The organism is Phyllobacterium sp. 22552 (genome assembly GCF_052044585.1).
Classification (GTDB): Bacteria; Pseudomonadota; Alphaproteobacteria; order Rhizobiales; family Rhizobiaceae; genus Phyllobacterium; species Phyllobacterium ifriqiyense.
Genome location: NZ_JBQENG010000004.1, coordinates 351,538 through 369,380 on the forward strand (window position 1 = coordinate 351,538; position 17,843 = coordinate 369,380).

General features: G+C 54.3%; 16 protein-coding genes and 1 pseudogene. 13 read left to right on the top strand and 4 right to left on the bottom strand.

The window, feature by feature from the left end:
• Positions 1–46: 46 nt before the first annotated feature.
• From ACTJI9_RS11910 to ACTJI9_RS11925, 4 genes are all read left to right on the top strand, one after another.
• A complete protein-coding gene (locus tag ACTJI9_RS11910) occupies positions 47–751 on the top strand; it encodes an ABC transporter ATP-binding protein (protein WP_440808194.1) in 705 nt (234 codons plus the stop codon).
• Entirely contained in the window at positions 748–3,312 is a 2,565-nt protein-coding gene (locus tag ACTJI9_RS11915; protein ID WP_440808197.1) for an ABC transporter permease, read from the top strand. The genes ACTJI9_RS11910 and ACTJI9_RS11915 overlap by 4 nt, the downstream gene beginning before the upstream one ends.
• A gap of 192 nt (positions 3,313–3,504) precedes the next feature.
• The gene (locus ACTJI9_RS11920; protein ID WP_440808199.1) at positions 3,505–4,281 is read left to right on the top strand and encodes a Bax inhibitor-1/YccA family protein; all 777 of its coding nucleotides are present in this window, start codon (positions 3,505–3,507) and stop codon (positions 4,279–4,281) included.
• A gap of 156 nt (positions 4,282–4,437) precedes the next feature.
• Positions 4,438–4,986, top strand: a complete 549-nt coding sequence (locus ACTJI9_RS11925; protein ID WP_307281393.1) for a GNAT family N-acetyltransferase — start codon at positions 4,438–4,440, stop codon at positions 4,984–4,986.
• A gap of 43 nt (positions 4,987–5,029) precedes the next feature.
• On the opposite strand, the gene ACTJI9_RS11930 is transcribed toward ACTJI9_RS11925, so the two are convergent.
• The 4 genes from ACTJI9_RS11930 to ACTJI9_RS11945 are packed head-to-tail and all read right to left on the bottom strand — an operon-like array spanning position 5,030 to position 8,866.
• Positions 5,030–5,827, bottom strand: coding sequence for an ABC transporter ATP-binding protein (locus ACTJI9_RS11930; RefSeq protein WP_307281390.1), 798 nt, complete (start codon positions 5,825–5,827; stop codon positions 5,030–5,032).
• Between the two features lie 8 nt (positions 5,828–5,835).
• A complete protein-coding gene (locus ACTJI9_RS11935; RefSeq protein ID WP_440808204.1) occupies positions 5,836–6,870 on the bottom strand; it encodes a FecCD family ABC transporter permease in 1,035 nt (344 codons plus the stop codon).
• Between the two features lies 1 nt (position 6,871).
• Positions 6,872–7,849, bottom strand: coding sequence for a FecCD family ABC transporter permease (locus ACTJI9_RS11940; protein ID WP_440808207.1), 978 nt, complete (start codon positions 7,847–7,849; stop codon positions 6,872–6,874).
• A gap of 51 nt (positions 7,850–7,900) precedes the next feature.
• Complete coding sequence (locus ACTJI9_RS11945) at positions 7,901–8,866, bottom strand: ABC transporter substrate-binding protein (protein WP_440808211.1); 966 nt, start codon at positions 8,864–8,866, stop codon at positions 7,901–7,903.
• Between the two features lie 417 nt (positions 8,867–9,283).
• On the opposite strand from ACTJI9_RS11945, the gene ACTJI9_RS11950 reads away from it, so the two are divergent.
• From ACTJI9_RS11950 to ACTJI9_RS11990, 9 genes and pseudogenes are all read left to right on the top strand, one after another.
• On the top strand, positions 9,284–10,777 hold the full coding sequence (locus ACTJI9_RS11950; protein WP_440808478.1) for an ABC transporter substrate-binding protein: 1,494 nt from the start codon (positions 9,284–9,286) through the stop codon (positions 10,775–10,777).
• A gap of 52 nt (positions 10,778–10,829) precedes the next feature.
• A complete protein-coding gene (locus ACTJI9_RS11955) occupies positions 10,830–11,783 on the top strand; it encodes an ABC transporter permease (RefSeq protein WP_440808213.1) in 954 nt (317 codons plus the stop codon).
• Positions 11,784–11,802: 19 nt separating this feature from the next.
• Positions 11,803–12,618 (top strand): ABC transporter permease, encoded by an 816-nt coding sequence (locus tag ACTJI9_RS11960; protein WP_440808216.1) that lies wholly within the window; start codon positions 11,803–11,805, stop codon positions 12,616–12,618.
• Entirely contained in the window at positions 12,618–13,460 is an 843-nt protein-coding gene (locus ACTJI9_RS11965; RefSeq protein ID WP_440808220.1) for an ATP-binding cassette domain-containing protein, read from the top strand. Before ACTJI9_RS11960 ends, ACTJI9_RS11965 begins: the two co-directional genes overlap by 1 nt.
• Positions 13,460–13,627 (top strand): annotated as a pseudogene (locus ACTJI9_RS11970) (ATP-binding cassette domain-containing protein); the annotation flags it as partial. The gene ACTJI9_RS11965 and the pseudogene ACTJI9_RS11970, both read left to right, overlap by 1 nt.
• Before the next feature lie 58 nt (positions 13,628–13,685).
• The gene (locus ACTJI9_RS11975; protein WP_440808222.1) at positions 13,686–14,096 is read left to right on the top strand and encodes an ATP-binding cassette domain-containing protein; all 411 of its coding nucleotides are present in this window, start codon (positions 13,686–13,688) and stop codon (positions 14,094–14,096) included.
• 359 nt (positions 14,097–14,455) lie between these two features.
• Positions 14,456–15,451: an ornithine cyclodeaminase gene (locus ACTJI9_RS11980; RefSeq protein ID WP_336440348.1), complete on the top strand. Its 996-nt coding sequence runs from the start codon at positions 14,456–14,458 to the stop codon at positions 15,449–15,451.
• Entirely contained in the window at positions 15,442–16,776 is a 1,335-nt protein-coding gene (locus ACTJI9_RS11985; RefSeq protein ID WP_115054458.1) for a Y4yA family PLP-dependent enzyme, read from the top strand. Before ACTJI9_RS11980 ends, ACTJI9_RS11985 begins: the two co-directional genes overlap by 10 nt.
• Complete coding sequence (locus ACTJI9_RS11990) at positions 16,773–17,840, top strand: PLP-dependent cysteine synthase family protein (RefSeq protein ID WP_336440349.1); 1,068 nt, start codon at positions 16,773–16,775, stop codon at positions 17,838–17,840. The genes ACTJI9_RS11985 and ACTJI9_RS11990 overlap by 4 nt, the downstream gene beginning before the upstream one ends.
• The last annotated feature ends 3 nt before the right edge of the window (positions 17,841–17,843 follow it).

Below are 17,843 nucleotides of genomic sequence, written 5' to 3' on the forward strand. Positions count from 1 at the left end.
GCTGCGTTGCATGTTGTGTGGACCATATCGCAAAGGAAGTCTTTTCGTGACGAAATCCGTTATCAAACTCGATCACATTGAGTTGACACTTGGCACAGGCGCTTCGGCCGTGCATGTCCTCAAGGGTATTTCCCTCGATATTGATACGGGTCAATCCGTTGGGATTGTCGGTCCCTCAGGTTCCGGAAAATCCACGCTTTTGATGGTTTTGGCAGGACTTGAACATGTGGATTCCGGCTCGGTTCAAATATCAGGCACGAGGCTTGAAACGTTAAGCGAGGATACCACGGCAGCTTTTCGCGGCCGGAATATCGGCATTGTGTTTCAGTCATTTCATCTCATTCCGAACATGACAGCATTGGAAAATGTGGCCGTTCCCTTGGAGTTGGCCGGAAATTCCGATGCTTTTGCCATTGCAGAACGCATGCTTGCGGCCGTGGGTCTGGCAGATCGCGTCACCCATTACCCGGGCGAACTTTCAGGCGGTGAACAACAGCGCGTGGCTATTGCCAGAGCCCTTGCACCGTCGCCCAAGATACTGATTGCCGATGAGCCAACCGGAAACCTTGATACGGCGACAGGGCGACAAATCGCCGATCTCCTTTTTGAAAAACAGCGCGAACTGGGAATCACCTTGGTCCTTGTCACACATGACACCAGCTTGGCCGGTCGCTGCGACCGGGAAATTCGTGTGCGCTCGGGCCTGATCGAGTCGGATGAAGGCGCGCCGGCCTTGGCAAAAACCGCATGAGCAATTTGTCGTTTGGTTCGGGTCCAACATTGAAACTGGCTCTGCGATTTGCGCTGCGTGAAATGCGCGGCGGTCTTTCGGGATTCTATATATTTCTCGCCTGCATTGCGCTCGGTGTCGCCGCGATCGGCGGCGTCAACTCGGTGGCCAATTCGGTAACTTCGGGAATTTCCACCCAGGGCCAAAGCATTCTTGGCGGCGATATCCGCTTCCAGCTCAACCAGCGCGAAGTCACGGCAGAAGAGCGCGCCTTCCTTGAAAGCAAGGGCAAGTTGGCCGTGAGTGCCAATATGCGCTCCATGGCACGGCTTCCCGATGGCAGCGATCAATCATTAGTGGAGGTCAAGGCCGTCGATGGTTCTTATCCTTTGAATGGAAAACTCGAAACAACGCCAAAGCTTGATCACGGGGCGCTCTTTGATGAAAAAGAAGGCGCCTATGGTGCCGCGGTAGCTGAGATATTTCTGGAGCGTCTGCACTTGAAGCTTGGCGACCGCATTCTCCTCGGCTCGGCAAGTTTTGAGGTTCGTTCGGTTATTGTGAATGAGCCGGATGCACTTTCGGACGGCTTTGGTTTTGCACCACGCTTCATGGTGTCGCTTGAAGGACTCGGTGCCGCCGGACTTGTTCAGCCCGGCAGTCTCGTCGATCACAATTATAAAATTTCTCTTCCGGCGGCCTCCAGCGAGGAGACCATCACACGCATACGCGACGAAGCACAGGAAAAGTTTCCGCAAGCTGGTTGGACAATTCGCAGCCGCACCAATGCTGCGCCGTCACTTAGCGCCAATATTGAACGCTTCTCACAGTTCCTGACGCTGGTCGGATTGACGGCGCTTGTTGTTGGCGGCGTTGGTGTCGCCAATGCCGTTCGTTCCTATCTCGACGGCAAGCGCGGCGTTATCGCTACCTTCAAATCACTCGGCGCGCCGGGTTGGTTTGTTATTGCGGTCTATCTCTTTCAAATCGTCATTCTGGCCATTGTCGGCATTCTTGTAGGTTTGATTGCAGCTGCGGCCATTCCCTATCTTGCAGCCTACGCACTTCAAAACGTCCTCCCCATTGCGGGAGCAGGCGGTTTTTATCCCGGTGCATTGCTCTGGGCTGCCCTGTTCGGTCTTTTAACGACGCTGGCCTTTGCAATCCTGCCTTTAGGGCGGGCGCGCGACGTTCCGGCGACTGCCTTATTCCGCGAGCAGGGTTTCGATCAGCGCGGCTGGCCAAAACCCACTTACATCGGCATTGCCGTCGCGCTGATGGGAGCGCTTTGTCTCCTGGCGATCTATTTCGCTTATGACCGGCGCATTGCTATTGTATTCGTGGGCGCCGTTGCCGTTTCATTCATTATCCTGCGTGCAGTTTCCAGCCTGGTTCAATGGCTTGCGCGTCGTGCGCCCCGTGTCTCCTCGACAGCATTCCGTCTTGCTATCGGCAATATTCATCGGCCTGGCGCCTTGACACCCTCCGTGATTTTGTCGCTCGGCCTCGGTCTGACCCTGCTTGTTTCCCTAGCCTTGATTGATGGTAGCCTCAGGCAGCAATTGGCGGGCAATCTGCCGGAAAAGGCTCCGAATTTCTTCTTCGTGGATATTCAAAGCAGGGAAATAGATCAGTTCAAGGATCTGCTGCAAAAATCAGCGCCCAATGGAAAGATTGTAAGCGCGCCTATGCTGCGCGGCCGTATCGTTGCTTTCAACGGCACGGACATTACCAAGATGACTATTTCACCAGAGGGCGCATGGGTGCTGCGTGGTGACAGAGGCATTACTTACGCGAAAAACGTGCCGGAAAATTCAACCTTGACTGAAGGCAGCTGGTGGCCAGCCGACTATACGGGCGAACCATTGGTGTCCTTTTCAGCAGAAGAGGGCCGCAATCTCGGCCTAAAGCTTGGTGATACAGTCACCGTTAACGTGCTCGGCCGCAATATGACGGCGCGAATTGCCAACTTCCGCGAAGTGCAATGGGAATCACTTGCAATCAACTTCGTCATGGTTTTCTCGCCTAACACCTTTGCAGGCGCCCCACATGCATGGTTGGCAACGCTGTCAGATCCCACCGCGACCACGGCACAGGAAGCCAATGTGATGCGGGAGGTAACCAGCGTTTATCCTGCCGTCACGTCAGTTCGCGTCAAGGATGCCATCACCATTGCCAATGAACTGGTGGGGCAATTGGCAGTGGCCATTCGAGCCGCCGCGTCCGTTGCCTTGATCGCGTCGATACTGGTCTTGGGCGGCGCATTGGCGGCAGGGAACCGGGCACGTATTCACGATGCTGTGGTGCTGAAAACACTTGGGGCGACGCGGCGTACGCTCATCAAGGCCTTTACGCTGGAATATGTGCTGCTTGGGCTGTCGACGGCGGTGTTCGCGCTGCTGGCCGGAGGTTTGGCAGCTTGGTACGTGATCGTCAGGGTCATGTCCCTGCCAGCTTCATTCCAGCCGGAAGTTGCGGTCATGACTGTTGCAGTAGCCCTGGTTCTAACAGTGGGATTCGGCCTTGCAGGAACATGGCGCATATTGGGACAAAAGGCTGCGCCGGTGCTCAGAAACCTCTAAAATGATTAAAATCATGTAATATTTGACTATTTGAGCCCTATTTTGCGATTGCGCACGCAATCTTGAGTAAAACAGGACTTGTTATAGGGCGGGTTAATCACCATAATTCTTGTCAAGGCATGCTGGGGTCCCGCCAGCGGAGCCTGGGGATAGTCCCCGACACAAGGGCGGGACGAAGCAATGAGGAAAACCATGGCTGACTATCGCAACATCCAGGCCCAGAATACGGCCGGAGTGCGTGTGGACGCGGGGATCGATCAAGGTCTGCGCAGCTACATGCTGAAGGTCTATAATCTTATGGCGATCGGTCTCGCAGTGACCGGTCTTGCCGCCCTCGCAATCGTTTATATGACGACGACAAATGATCCGTCGCTTGCGGCTGCTACTTTGCCAAATGGCAAGATGCTGACCAGCTTCGGTGTTACGTTCTACGTATCGCCGCTGAAGTGGGTCGTCATGCTCGCGCCGCTGGCTGCAGTGTTCTTCCTGAGCTTCCGCATTAACTCGATGAGCGTTGCCGCAGCCCAGACGACCTTCTGGGTCTATGCCGCGCTCGTTGGCGCGTCGCTCTCGTCAATCTTCCTGGTCTATACTTCAGGAAGCATTGTGCAGACGTTCTTCATCACAGCGGCGTCGTTTGGCGCGCTTTCGCTCTATGGCTACATAACCAAGCGTGATCTTTCCGGTTTCGGCTCGTTCCTGTTCATGGGCGTAATCGGCATCCTGCTCGCTTCGGTGGTCAATATCTTCCTTCAGTCAAGCGCATTGCAGTTCGCTATTTCAGCGATTGGCGTGCTGGTGTTTGCAGGTCTTACCGCCTACGACACACAGCAGATCAAGGAAATGTACTATGAAGGCGACGATTCGGACTCCTATGGCCGCAAGGCAATCATGGGTGCACTTCGTCTCTATCTCGACTTCGTCAATATGTTCATGTTCCTGCTGCAGTTCCTGGGCAACCGCGAATAGTTTTGCGCAGGCAGTGATACTGAAAAGGGCAGCCGCAAGCTGCCCTTTTTTATGCCTTGAATATAGGTTTTTGATCCCGTTTGCGGTGTCAGCACCTTTAAGTTTGCACCAAATAGGTGCATGAAAGCTGTCAGTAATTATTCATCAAGCGAAGCCATGTCTGACATTCATATCCGCCCCGCGCAGCCTGCCGATCTCGAAACCATCACTGAAATCTACCGCGATGCCGTCCTTCACGGCACAGCTACGTACGAGATCGACGCGCCCGATCTTCAGGAAATGACGAAAAGGTTTCATTCGCTTGTTTCAGATGGCTTTCCCTATGTGGTGGCCGAGCAGGGCGGTAAGGTTATTGGTTATGCCTATGCCAGCTATTTCAGGTCACGCCCTGCCTATTGGTGGACAGTAGAAGACTCGATCTACATCGCCCCGGAAGCCAAAGGAAAGGGCTTGGGGAAAATCCTCATCCAGAGACTGATTGATGACTGCACTGCCCTGGGGTTCCGTCAGTTTATCGCGGTTATCGGCGACGGTCACGAAGGCTCTGCATCCGTAAAGCTTCATACCAAGGCAGGCTTCCGGCATTGCGGCAAGATAGAAGCCTCTGGCTTCAAGCATGGTCGCTGGCTGGATACGGTTTTGATGCAGCTTGATATGAATGGCGGGGCAGCAACGCTTCCAGATCAGCCACCGCTAAAGGCTTAAGGTTCTGCTTGGATAGAATCGTTCTGCCCGCTACAGAAGAGCTCTAAATCCTGGCGCCTGGCATTCGGGCAAGCTCAATATCAAAGTGCGGACGGCTCTCCGGCGTGATGCGGACAAAGTTGCCTTTAACCCGGAATACTTTTTCGATCAGGCCACTTTCGGCAAGGGCATTGGGCTCGCCATCGAATAGCAACTGACCTTTTTCCAGCAGCGAAATTCGGTCGCTGACGGAGATGGCCTGATTGATGTCATGAATGGCCATGATAATTGTCACGCCCCTTTCGCGGCTAAGACGATGAACCAGATTGAGGACTTCCACCTGAAAACCGATATCGAGAAACGATGTCGGTTCATCCAGCAGCAGGATCTGGGCTTCTTGTGCCAGAGCCGCTGATATCCAGGCGCGCTGCCGCTCGCCTCCCGAAAGCTCGAGCAGGCTTCGGTCAGCAAGAGCGGTCAGCCCTGTGCTTTCCAACGCCCATTCGATGGCCAGTTCATCATGGCTGTTGTAGCTGCGAAACAAGCCTACATGCGGATAGCGGCCCTGCCTGACGAGCTGTTCAACAGTCATCTCGTCGGGAGCCGAAGGTTGTTGCGGCAGGAAAGCCATCTGCTTGGCAATGGTTCGTCGCGACATTAGTTTGGCGGGTTTGCCGTTGATTTCAACGCGACCTTCCCGCGGCACGATCAAACCTGAGAGTGCCTGCAATGCAGTGCTCTTACCCGAGCCGTTGGGCCCGATGAGCGCCCGAACCTCTCCGGCCTTCAGGTCAATGTTGAAGCTGTTCAACGCTTTGCGCGATCCATAGAAAACCGACAATTGCGAGCAGGAGAGGGGCATTATGATCCTCAAGGTATCTTGCGAAGCAGGGCGATCAATACAGGCACCCCAAAGACCGCCGTGACCACCCCGATGGGGATTTCTTCGGCCTGTCCGAGGAGACGGCCAAGAAGATCGCCCAAGGTAACAATGAATGCGCCGAGAGCAACGGTAAAAGGCAGTACAAGCGCGAAACGTTTTCCTGCCAAAAAACGGGCAAGATGCGGAACGACAAGTCCCACAAAAATGATGGGGCCAACAGCACCCACGGCACTTGCCGCAAGCGCGCAAGACAACAGCAGAACAACCGACAATTGTTTGCGATAGGAGAGACCGAAGGATCGTGCAACCGGGGGATCGAACCGCAAAAGGTCTATGGAGCGCCGCAGGATCGGCAATACGGCGAGCCCTGCAACTGTAAAGGGCAAAAGGAAAAGCACATGATTCCAGCTGCGTGCGTAAAGACTGCCGGATAACCACTCCAGGAGGATTTCAATGCGCGCTGAACCCCATCCGGCAATCAATCCGATAGCGGCGGCGTGCAGGACGGCGCCGATTGCGATGCCGCACAAAGTGATCCTGAGCGGTCCCAGATCGAGTCTGAAGGCGAGGAAATAAATGATGCCACCCGCCATGATGCCGCCGACAGTGCCAATAGCTGGTAGCCATGCGACCGGCAGTACCGCGAGCGTATTGGAGCCGGGATCGTAAATATAGACGGCAAACAAAAGGAAAATTGTGACGGCCAGCGTTGCACCCTGCGAAATTCCCATGATCGAGGGATCGGCGAGTGGGTTTCGGGTGATGGTTTGCAACAAGAGTCCAGCGACGGCGAAATGAATACCTGCAAGTATTCCAGTAACAATACGCGGTAGCCGGATATCTAGAATGATTGATTTGGCTTGGTCAGAACCATGGCCCGCCATGACCGCTGCTACATCAGTCGCCGGAAGATCCGCAACGCCCAAGAACACCGCGGCCAAAAATACCAGCACCATTAATGCGAGCAAAGCGAATAATGGTGCAATGAGAGATGGGCGTTGGACCGGGGCGGACATTGTCATGTCAATGACCGCCTTTCAGCGAAAAACTTTGCGTTTGGACGAGATAGACAAAGAATGGGCCACCCAGCAATGCGGTGATAATTCCCACCGGAAGTTCGCGCGGCAGGGCAATGCTGCGGGCAATCACATCGGCAGTTACAACCATCAAAGCACCAATGGCGGTTGTCAAGGCAATTGACCATAGGGTGCTCTGCGGCTTGAGCAGTCGAGCAATATGGGGCGAGACAAGACCAACGAAAGCAACTGGCCCCGCGACCGGCGCGACACCGGCTACGGGCATAATAGCAAGCACAAGGAGTATCGGTTTCCACAAATTCATATTCAGGCCCATGCCGATGGATGCATGCTCGCTGAGTGCCAGCATGCCGATGACACGCTGGCAGGCAAAAGCGCCGACCACGGCAACAGCAACCCAAGGTGTCATGTACAGAAGCTGCGGCCATGATCTTCCCTGAAACCCGCCGGATAACCAGAAAAGGAGGGAAGGTGTTTGCGGTCCGCTGAGCAGCAGAACATAGGTGGTTATTGCTCCCAGAAAAAGTGAAACGCTGATGCCGCCAAGAGCAAGATGCAGCGGACGGCCCCTTCCGCCACGCGATATCCAAAGTGTCACCGAGGCAGCAGTCAGACCGCCAGCCAACCCGACAAATGGATGATAGACCGACGAAATCCACGGTAGAAATACAAAGCAGAATACGATGGGTGCTACGGCGCCCGATGCGACGCCGGTAATATCCGGACCAGCCAGAGGGTTGCGCGTTAGCGCCTGCAACAGATAGCCCGACACCGCCAACCCCGCGCCTGCCACAAGGGCCGAAAGGCTCCGGGGCAAGCGCAGTGTCCAAACAAGGATTGATTCAATCTTGCCATCGGGCGATACGAGAACCGATAGAACCTTGGACAATCCTAGCGGTTTGGAGCCGACGAGCAGGCCGGCAACCACAACCAGCAGGGCTGTTGCCACAATAAGGGCGGTCATAGTTGCTGATCGCCCCATCCCCGTTTTTTGCCGCTGCGCCAAGAAGTATAACTACTGAATGTCTGAAGGTATCAGCTTAGCGGCTTCCGCTCTGACATCGACCTTCGGGAAGGTGTCCGGATAAAGATAGTGCGCTGCTTCACGCAAAACGATTTCGCGGGCGATTGGACCGTTGGTTTCTACCCAATGATCGGCCACATAAAAAACACGGCCATTCTTGACTGCAGAAAGCTGCTGCCAGATCGGGTTATTCTCGTGGGGGCGGTCGGGGCCAGAATCATAGACAAAAATGACCTCGGGGTCTTTTTCCAGCATAGCCTCAAGACTGAGTTCTACCCCGAACGGTCCGCCGGGACGCATTGAACCTGCGATATTGTCACCGCCGAGAGCCGCCACAATCGAGGCCGTCGTATTCTCGGTATGGAAAGACCACGGGGTATCTCCAGCCCACATGATCTGAAAACGCGGATGCACATTTTTCGGCGCTTTGGCACTGTATTCGGCAAGGTGCTGGGAGAATGCCGCATTCAGTTCATCGCCACGCTCGGGCTTGCCGAGTATCTTTGCAAGTTGGGAGATCTCGCGATCGCTTTCGCTCAAAAGCTCCATATTGTACGCTACATAAGGCGCGATCTTCTGCAACTGTTCGGCATTGCCGATAGTGTAGCGGCGCATGGCAACGATAATGTCGGGTTTGGCTTCCGACAGCAATTCCAGATTTGGTTTAGCCCGCTGGCCGATTTGTTTGATCTGCTTTGTCATGCCCAGAAGAAAATCGGGGTCGCGACCGGCCGCCATGTAGGTGGTCGCCACTGGTTTGATGCCAAGCGCGAACGCAACATCCGTCGCGAAATAAGAAATGGCGGCTAAGCGTTTGGGTTCAACCGGCACTTGGACCGTCGTTCCCCGCTCATCAACGATGGATTGCGTCTTTGTGCTGTCAGCCGTAGCGGACCCCACTGTCAAAATACCAATCAAACCAATTGTACAAAGTGACTTAAGCCCATTGCCAAGCATAATAAGACCTTCTTGATTATGTGTAATAATATATCATCTAACATATAAATTGACTAAAACAATCATAATATCATACGGCTATCATCCGTATGCGGTGCTGTCAATAACAGCGCGCCGATCGCATCTACCGAGGCCTAAAAACCGGAAAATTTCACGCCATAAAAAAACAGCTTGTGAGAAGATAGGTTATGTTATTAAGTATCGATTTGCGTGAATTGAGTTTTGGAAATTTTTCTCCCCGCCGCGCCGATTAATTTTGCAGTTTGTATTAAAAGGATTGATTTTTTAATGACCTCTTTAATGAACGTCAGGTGCTTGCTCGCTACTGCAATTACAAGCATCTTTTTGGTTATTCCGCCTGCCTTGGCGGAAACATCGTCCCCTTCGGTCAACACCGTTATCATCATCGATGGAGATATGCTGGGCCGGTACAATCCAATCACTGGTCACGGCCGCAACGGCGACTCGCATATCTATCAAGGTCTTTATCGGATTGAGACAGGCGTTTTCAACAAGCAACCTGCCCTTACGCCAATCCTTGCTTCCGGTCCCAGTGTCGCAAGCGACAATAATCGCGTCTGGACGGTACCACTTCGCTCCGGTGTGCGTTTTTCCGACGGCACGATGTTTGGTCCCGAGGATGTCGTGGCCACCTTCAAGGCCCTGCTTGATCCCCGTTCCGCATCGTCGGAAATCTCTGCATGGGACAAAGTGGAAAAGGTCGAGGCGGAGGGTAGCGCAGTTAAGTTTACGCTCAAGGAACCCTTGGCGGAGTTTGGTCGCCGCTTGCTCAATTCAATCGCCCCTTCCGAAGCGTTCGATTTCGCCAATCTTGGTAAAGCGGAAAACTCTTCGCTTAATGACAAGCCTATTGGCACGGGTCCATATGTGCTGACCGAACTTCGGCCAGACCAGGCTATCATGAGTGCGCGTGCCGATTATTGGGACAACAAGCCACAGGTCGACAAGATCATCATCCGCCACACGGCCGATGAAAATGCCCGCGCTCAGCAACTGCGCGCCGGTGAGGGTGATGGCAGTATGCTGGCTGCCGAGCTGGCGCAAACATTTCAGGCTCCTGAGTTTGAAGTAATTTCCGTTCCTACTGCCGATTGGCGAGGCCTTACGCTCCCGGCTGGCGATCCGGTTGCCGGTGACGATGCGGTGCGCCTTGCTGTTAATCTCGCAGTGGATCGTGAGAGCATGGTCAAGCATGTGCTGAAAGGGCATGGCGTTGCGAATTCCACCTTTTTGGCTTCGTTTTATGGTGACAGCTATGACCCGGGCCAAGAGTTTCCATATGATCCCGAGCAGGCAAAGAAAATTCTCGACAATGCGGGGTGGGTCGTGGGGCCGGATGGCGTGCGCGCTCGGAACGGTCTGCGTGCGGCCTTCGACGTTATCTATTTCCCCAATCGTGATCGTGCGCGCAAGGATCTAAGTCTTGCTGCCGCCAGTGATCTTAAGAAAATTGGCATTGAGCTCAATCTGGTAGCGCAGGACTCCAAGTCAGTAACTGCGGAAGTTTACGCCCGCACGCCAGTCATGCTGGGCGGCGGCGGCATACCTTACTCGATTGATGGCCAGATTTATCATATTCTGCACTCAAAATATGCCAAGTCCGGAGTGGGAGCGAAATGGGACAATGGTTCTGATTACATCAATCCGACTGTCGATCGCTTGCTGGATGAAGCGCGCGTTCAACAGGATTCCGGTAAGCGGGTCGATCTATACCGGCAGATACAGCAGCAATATCGATTGAAGCCTGCCATGCTGCAACTGGCCTATCTCAATCATGTTTATGTGAAGCGGCAGCAAGGTTTCACAAGGGATGCTGCGATTCTGGAGCCTCATACGCATGGAGTGGGGTTTGGCCCATGGTATGCGATCGAAAATTGGCAGAGGCAATAGTGTGGGTATGTTGCATGAAAGGTGGCGCCGTCGGCGCCACGATATTCTTGTCATGGTTGCCAGACGCTTCGGATTTTTGATCCCACTTCTCGTCCTCGTCACCATTGGTGTCTTTGCGCTTGCGGCGGTGAGTCCTTATGATCCTCTTGATGCCTATATGGGCGGTCGTGCCGGAGAGCTCAGCATTGCGCAACAGGCAAAACTCGTCACAGAATTGCGTCTGGATACTCCCTGGTATCTGACATGGTGGGAGTGGATAAGCAGCCTGTGTCGCGGAGAACTCGGCATATCCCGATCGTACTATCAGCCGGTTGCGCAGGTTCTTCGGGACCGATTGCCATGGACCCTTCTATTGGGCGTAACAGGATTGATGATCAGTGTGGTTGTGTCGCTCCTGTTGGGCGCCATTGCCGGCTTTCGGCCGCAAAGCCTGATCAGTCGCTCGATCGGTGTTCTGACGATCATATTGCAGGCAACCCCTCCATTTGTCCTTGCGCTTTCCGCACTTGGTCTTTTTGCTTTGTCATTGCATTGGGCGCCGACTGGAGGGCTGACATATCCGGGGCAGCCAATAGGCTTTGCATCGACAGTGAGCCACCTTCTGGTTCCAGGCCTGGTTTTGGGCGTAACTCAGATACCATGGCTGGTTTTAAGCCTGAAGGATTCAATTGCCGAAGTGTTGACCTCTGATGCGGTGCGGGGCGCGCGTGTTCGCGGCATCCCGTACCCGATGATTTTGCGCCGACACGTCCTGCCGACTGCATTGCCACCTTTCATAGCGCTGGTGGGGGCGCGGTTACCGGAGCTTGTTGTCGGTTCTGTTCTCGTTGAAACAATTTTCGCCTGGCCGGGCTTGGGAAGCGCGCTCGTCAGAAGCGCGCAATCTCTGGACTTTCCTCTGCTGACCTTTCTCACGCTTGCCATAACAATGCTGGTGCTGATCGGAAATCTGCTGGCGGATGTGATCTATGTCGTTCTCGATCCGCGCGTGGACGCCGATGCTTGAGGTCTCGTGGAATCGACGATTGTGGCCCTCTCCAGCCGTATCAATAGCCTGGGCTGTACTTATGCTGATCGGCGGCTATGCATTTATTGTGCCTTGGGTAACCAATGTTGATCCCCTATCGGCTGACTTTGCGCGCAGCGGGCTTGCGCCTGGTGCAGGTGGTCTTTTCGGCACGGACTCTGCTGGCCATGATCTATTTATCAGAGTGGCGACCGGGCTGCGAATATCGTTGACGATTGCGCTGACGACGGCCGTCGGATCGAGCCTGTTTGGCATGCTGCTTGGAATTCTTGCGGGTATGACGGGCGGCTGGGTCGACCGAACCATTACGCGCCTTATGGATGGAATGAACGCGTTGCCACATGTTTTGCTCGGGGTGATCATCGTGTCCCTATTCCGAGGCTCACTGCTGGCAATTGTTGCCTCTCTTGTTCTAACGCATTGGATTCAGATTGCGCGCATCGTGAGAGCGCAGATATTGGGGCTTCGACATGCCGAATATGTCGAGGCGGCATGGCTTTCAGGGATGAGTCGCTGGCAGATCATTTGGTACCATCTTGTGCCTGCATCACTTGGTCAAAGCATGATCGGACTCGTACTCCTCATACCGCATGCAATCTGGCATGAATCGACTTTGTCGTTCCTTGGGATTGGACTCCCTGTGCACAAAGCATCGCTCGGCACGCTCCTTGCCGATGCGCAAGGGGCTTTGCTGCTTGGGCAATGGTGGCTGCTTGTATTTCCAAGCCTGTTTTTAATCGCGGTTACCTTGTCTATCGGGATTGTGGGTACGAACCTCACGGGCCGCATGAATGGCGTGCGGGGTTCTATTTGATGACTGTAATTATAGACGATCTCACCATCCGACTGCCACTTTTGAACGGCGGTGTCGTACATGCGGTTACACGGGTCAGTCTTACGCTGGAGCAGGGCCGCATTCATGCGGTGGTGGGCGAATCCGGTTGCGGAAAATCAATGATCGCGCAAGCTCTTACAGGGATGCTGCCACGCTCGGCCAAGGTCACAGGCAATATTACTTATGATGGGCAGAGCATTTTTGGGCGGGAACGTGAACTGGCGGGCCGCAATATTGCGCTTATACCGCAATCGGCAGCCACCTTCCTGACGCCGGTGCGCACCGTGGGATCGCAGCTCACTGAGACTGTCACTGTCCTTGGCGGCCCGCTTACGCCCAGCGAGCTGATGAGCCATGTTGATCTCAGCCCCACCGCGCTCAGCCTCTATCCGCATGAACTGTCCGGCGGAATGGCCCAGCGCGCCGCGGTTGCCTTCGCGTTGGCGGGAAATCCGCAAGTAATTATTGCTGACGAGCCGACGGCTTCTCTGGATCCCGATCTTACGGTGGGCCTCTTGCGCCTTTTACGCGGGACAGCAGATGCGGGCGCTGCCGTGATCCTCATCACGCATGATATAGCGGAGCTCATCGATAGCGGTGCTGCTGATACTGTCAGCGTCATGTATGCTTCCCGAATGGTAGAGAGCGGGCAGGCACGCGATATATTGGCTGGCGGAGCAAAGGAGCGTTACACCCGCGACCTGCTTGCCGCATTACCCCGCAATGGATTGCACATGATGCCGGGCGTGCCACCCGTGCTCACTGATTTGCCCGAAACCTATAATTACGCGGCACGGCTTTCAGCCGCCGGAGCGCTGTGATGGCTTGCTTGAAAGCAGAGAATGTAATTGTTGAATTCGGGCATTCCCAGTCTGGTCCCGTCCGGATTCTCGACAAGGTTTGCCTCACTGTTCATGCCGGGTCGATATTGGGTTTGACCGGGCCATCCGGGACAGGAAAAACAACCCTCGGGCGGGTGATGGCGGGCCTTATCCAACCATCATATGGACTGGTCACTTGTGATGGTTTTAGCGTCGGAAATGTCCGTGGCCGCTCCGGCCGAAACGGTGCAGGGCAGAATAGGCATGATGTTCCAGTCTCCCCGCCGTTCATGCAATCCAAAACTGACCTTGGGGAAAACCATCCGGCAGGTCGCCAAACCGCATGTTGATGTTGACGAACTCATTGCTTCTGTCGGATTGACACGCGACCTCTTAGAGCGATACCCCGCGCAGGTTTCCGACGGCCAGCTTCAACGCGCTGCCATGGCCAGAACCGTCGCGGCAAAGCCGAACTACATTATTCTCGACGAGATGAGTGCGATGCTTGATCCCGCCACGACCGCTACGGTTGTCAATGCGGTCCGCAGGTTTGTTGCAAATGGGGGCGGTGCTTTGCTGATCAGCCATGACCACGAGTTGGTTGGTGCGGTGGCAGATGAAGTGCGCAACCTCTAAAAGGAAGTCCCGAAAATACCGCCAGTCACCAAAATGTATTCGATACGTAATAGGGATGTAATAATGTTGCGAATAATGATCGTTGTATTTGAAATGCTCGTCCGATTTACAGTTCAATGAATTCCAGATTGCAAAGCGAGTAACCAGACGTTCCGTTCATATTGATCCCGTTTTCAGATCAACCTTCATGGAGGTACTTGGGAGTCCGGCCTCCCTCAATTTTGTTGGCACCACCCTTTTAAGCAACGTCTTCACCTGACCTGATTATTTTACATCGGCACAATCAATGCGCCGGCTATGCGTTACACAAGAAATTATTGCTGTTCATCGCGACAAGATCATTTGGAAAGAGATTAATTTTGACCAAATCCTATATGCACACACCTGCAATTCACATCCTTACCCGTTCCGATCTTGCCGACATTGAGCTGCCGCCAGCTGATATTATCCGGCTCGTGGAAGATGCTTACGCATTCTATGCAAATGGACAATCCCGTTGTCCGACAAAGCTTATGATGCCGCTACCACTCGAGCAGCGCGATGCCGTTGCCTATTCAATGCTTGGTTATGATGGCGCACTCCAACAGGCCGGGTTCAAAACCTCGTACCGTCAAGGAGCCGAGAGCGCGGAAAAATATTACACCACTATCAGCCTTTACGATGACACAACCGGTTTGCCATTTGCGTTGATGGACTGCCATCGCGTAGGCGGCCTGCGCACGCCTGCAACAACGGCACTTATTGCCAGGAGTTGCGCAAAAGAGAATGCCATTTCTGCATTGATGATTGGAACCGGAGCACAGGGCATCAATACGCTTCCTTTTCTTTTGACCGCTCTTCCAGATCTCGAAACGCTGCGGCTTTTCGGGACGCACCCGGACGGCATAGCTGCCAGCTTGGAAATGTTTGCACGCTATTTTCCGGGTCGTAGCATCGAGCTGGTAACGGATGTTCCCGCAGCAGTTGCCGAATCTGACATTGTGATCGCCGCCTCGGGTCGTGCCGCCCATCCCAAAGTTGAGACCAAATGGCTGAAACAGGGTGGATTGCTGATTTCGGTCGCAAGCAAGGGCGTCGCAGGCGGAGCGCTGGGAGATGCCGACTATGCCATTGCGACAAATGAAGGTCAGCTGGGCGTCACGGGAAAACGTCTTGCCGGACCCGATGGCATTGCCAGAATTGATGCAGAACTGCCTGATATCATTGTCGGCCGCAAAAGCGGACGCCGTTCACAGCAGGATCGCGTATTTGCTTTCAGCAGCGGCATGATCATCACAGACATTCCTGTTGCCCATGCACTTGCAACAAGAGCCATCGCCGCCGGACGCGGAAACAGGATTGAGCTATGGAAATAGGCCTCAACTCCGTACGCGCCTTGGAGCGCCCCTGGGCTCTGGCTGTAAGACAGGATTCCGCTCTTCTGCGCCAGATCAGCAACGCAATCGAGGGCCCGTTTCATCTCATTCACCCGGATAGTTTTGCCGCCAATCTCGAGGCATTCCAGACTATTCTCAAACAGCGCAATGTGAGCGGGCATGTCTATTTCGGCAAGAAGGCCAATAAAGCGGGAGCGTGGTTGCGCGAAGTGGCAAAACTGGACGGCTCAGTTGATGTTGCCAGTGTCCCGGAATTTGTCCACGCTCTGGCAAACGGTATTTGCGGCAGTAATATCGGTGTTACGGGAGCAGCAAAGAGTGATGATCTTCTCTGGCTGTCTTGCCGCCATAAAGCAACTGTCGCTATTGACGCCTTGGACGAACTGGAACGGGCAATCAGCATTGCCAAGTATTCTGTTCCATTGCAGATTTTGCTGCGGGTGCTGCCTCCCCATGCGCCCAATAGTCGTTTTGGGCTGAACCAGGCAGACCTGGATACTGCGCTGAAGCGTTGCGCCGAATCCCGTGAATACGTCATCATGAATGGCTATTCTTTCCACCTTGATGGCTATGCGGTCGCTCCGCGTGCTGAATTGGCATTGGCGCTCATTGATCGCTGCCTTGAAGCGCGCAAGCAAGGGTTTCCCAGTGCCGCTATCTCAATTGGCGGCGGCTTTGCCTGTCATTATATCGATGAGCAGGACTGGCATTCCTTTCTTGAAGCAATGGACCCGTCACAGTTTCACGCCGGGAAGACCTTTAACCACTTTTATCCATACTACCAGTCGCCAACCGGCGCCGCGATGCTGGATGCCGTACTCCAATCACCCGCCACGACTGGCACTTTGGCTTCGCGCCTCGCTGATGCGCAAATTCAGCTCTATCTGGAACCTGGAAGAGCTCTGCTGGATGGGGCGGGGATGACCGTCTTTCCGGTGCAGGGATATAAACAGAACGACAAACACGGGATCGTTACGGTTGCAGGGATCAGCATGAGCTTGTCCGAGCAATGGAAGAACAGTGAGTTTCTGCCTGCACCATTTCTTGTTCAACACGGAGAGGCTCGGCCACAGAACCCCGTCAGCGCGGCGATCGGTGGATCGAGCTGTATGGAATATGACGTCCTGACGTGGCGGAAAATCAATTTCCCTGCGCCACCTCGTTATGGCGACCACATCATCTACCCCAATACTGCCGGCTATCAGATGGATAAAAATGAAAGCGAGTTTCACCAACTTGCCTTGCCCCCCAAGATCGTCGTGACCGAGGACAATGAGCGTTTTACGTGGAGGATTGACCGATGAATGTGTATAGCAATCCTTCCTTTGAACGTATTAAAACCAAATCTTCCGAGCTGATTGGCGACACACCATTATTGGAGCTGTCGCGCACCGGTTCGGGCAGCCGGCTGCTGCTGAAATTGGAACAGTTTAATCCAACCGGCTCATGTAAAGTGCGGATGGCCCGGGAGATGATTCTTGCGGCCGAGCGCGATGGCAAGCTCAAACCAGGAGGACATATTGTTGAACCAACCTCGGGCAATACAGGAACCGGGCTTGCATTGATCGCTCTTGAGCGTGGTTATAAATTTACGGCCGTTGTGGATAATCATGCCTCGCGCGACAAACTGCGGGTCATGCAAGCGATGGGCGCCGAGCTTGTATTCGTGGAAAGCAATACCGAGGGTCCGAGCACGGTTGCCAGACGCCGTGTAGCTGGCGAGATTGTAAAGGCTACCGGCGCTTTCTGGCCGGATCAGCACTACAATCCGAGCAATAATGAAGGCTATACCGGGCTAGCCATGGAACTGCTTCGGGATGTTGGAACAGATATCGACTATCTGGTTGGCGCGGTGGGAACAGGGGGAACACTGTGTGGAACGGTCAAAGAACTGCATCGTCTCGGTTCTCATGTGACAAGCATTGGCGTGGAGCCTGCCGGATCGATTATTTTCGGCGGAGCCCCGGGCAAATACTGGCAGACCGGGGCCGGAGCGCCGGCCGGTTTTACGGTTGGACCCAATGTCGAGCACGAACTGATCGATGAGGGCCTTACAGTAAACGATATTGATGCATTCACGGCGGCACGTGTGGTGGCGCGCAGAACCGGCCTTCTCGTTGGCGGCACTGCAGGCGCTGCCATCCACGTTGCTCTCAAACGTTTGGCGCTCGTGGAGCCAAAGAGCATTATGGTCGTCCTGGTTTGTGATGCCGGAGAAAAATATCTCGACAGCGTTTTCAATGATGATTGGCTTAACGAGCGGCAGCTTCTGGACAAACCGGCGCATCGTCGCCTTGACCAGCTTTTTGACGCCTATATTGAATCGATAAGGTTGGCATCAGTGCCTCCGACGACGTTGTGGGCCTAAAGC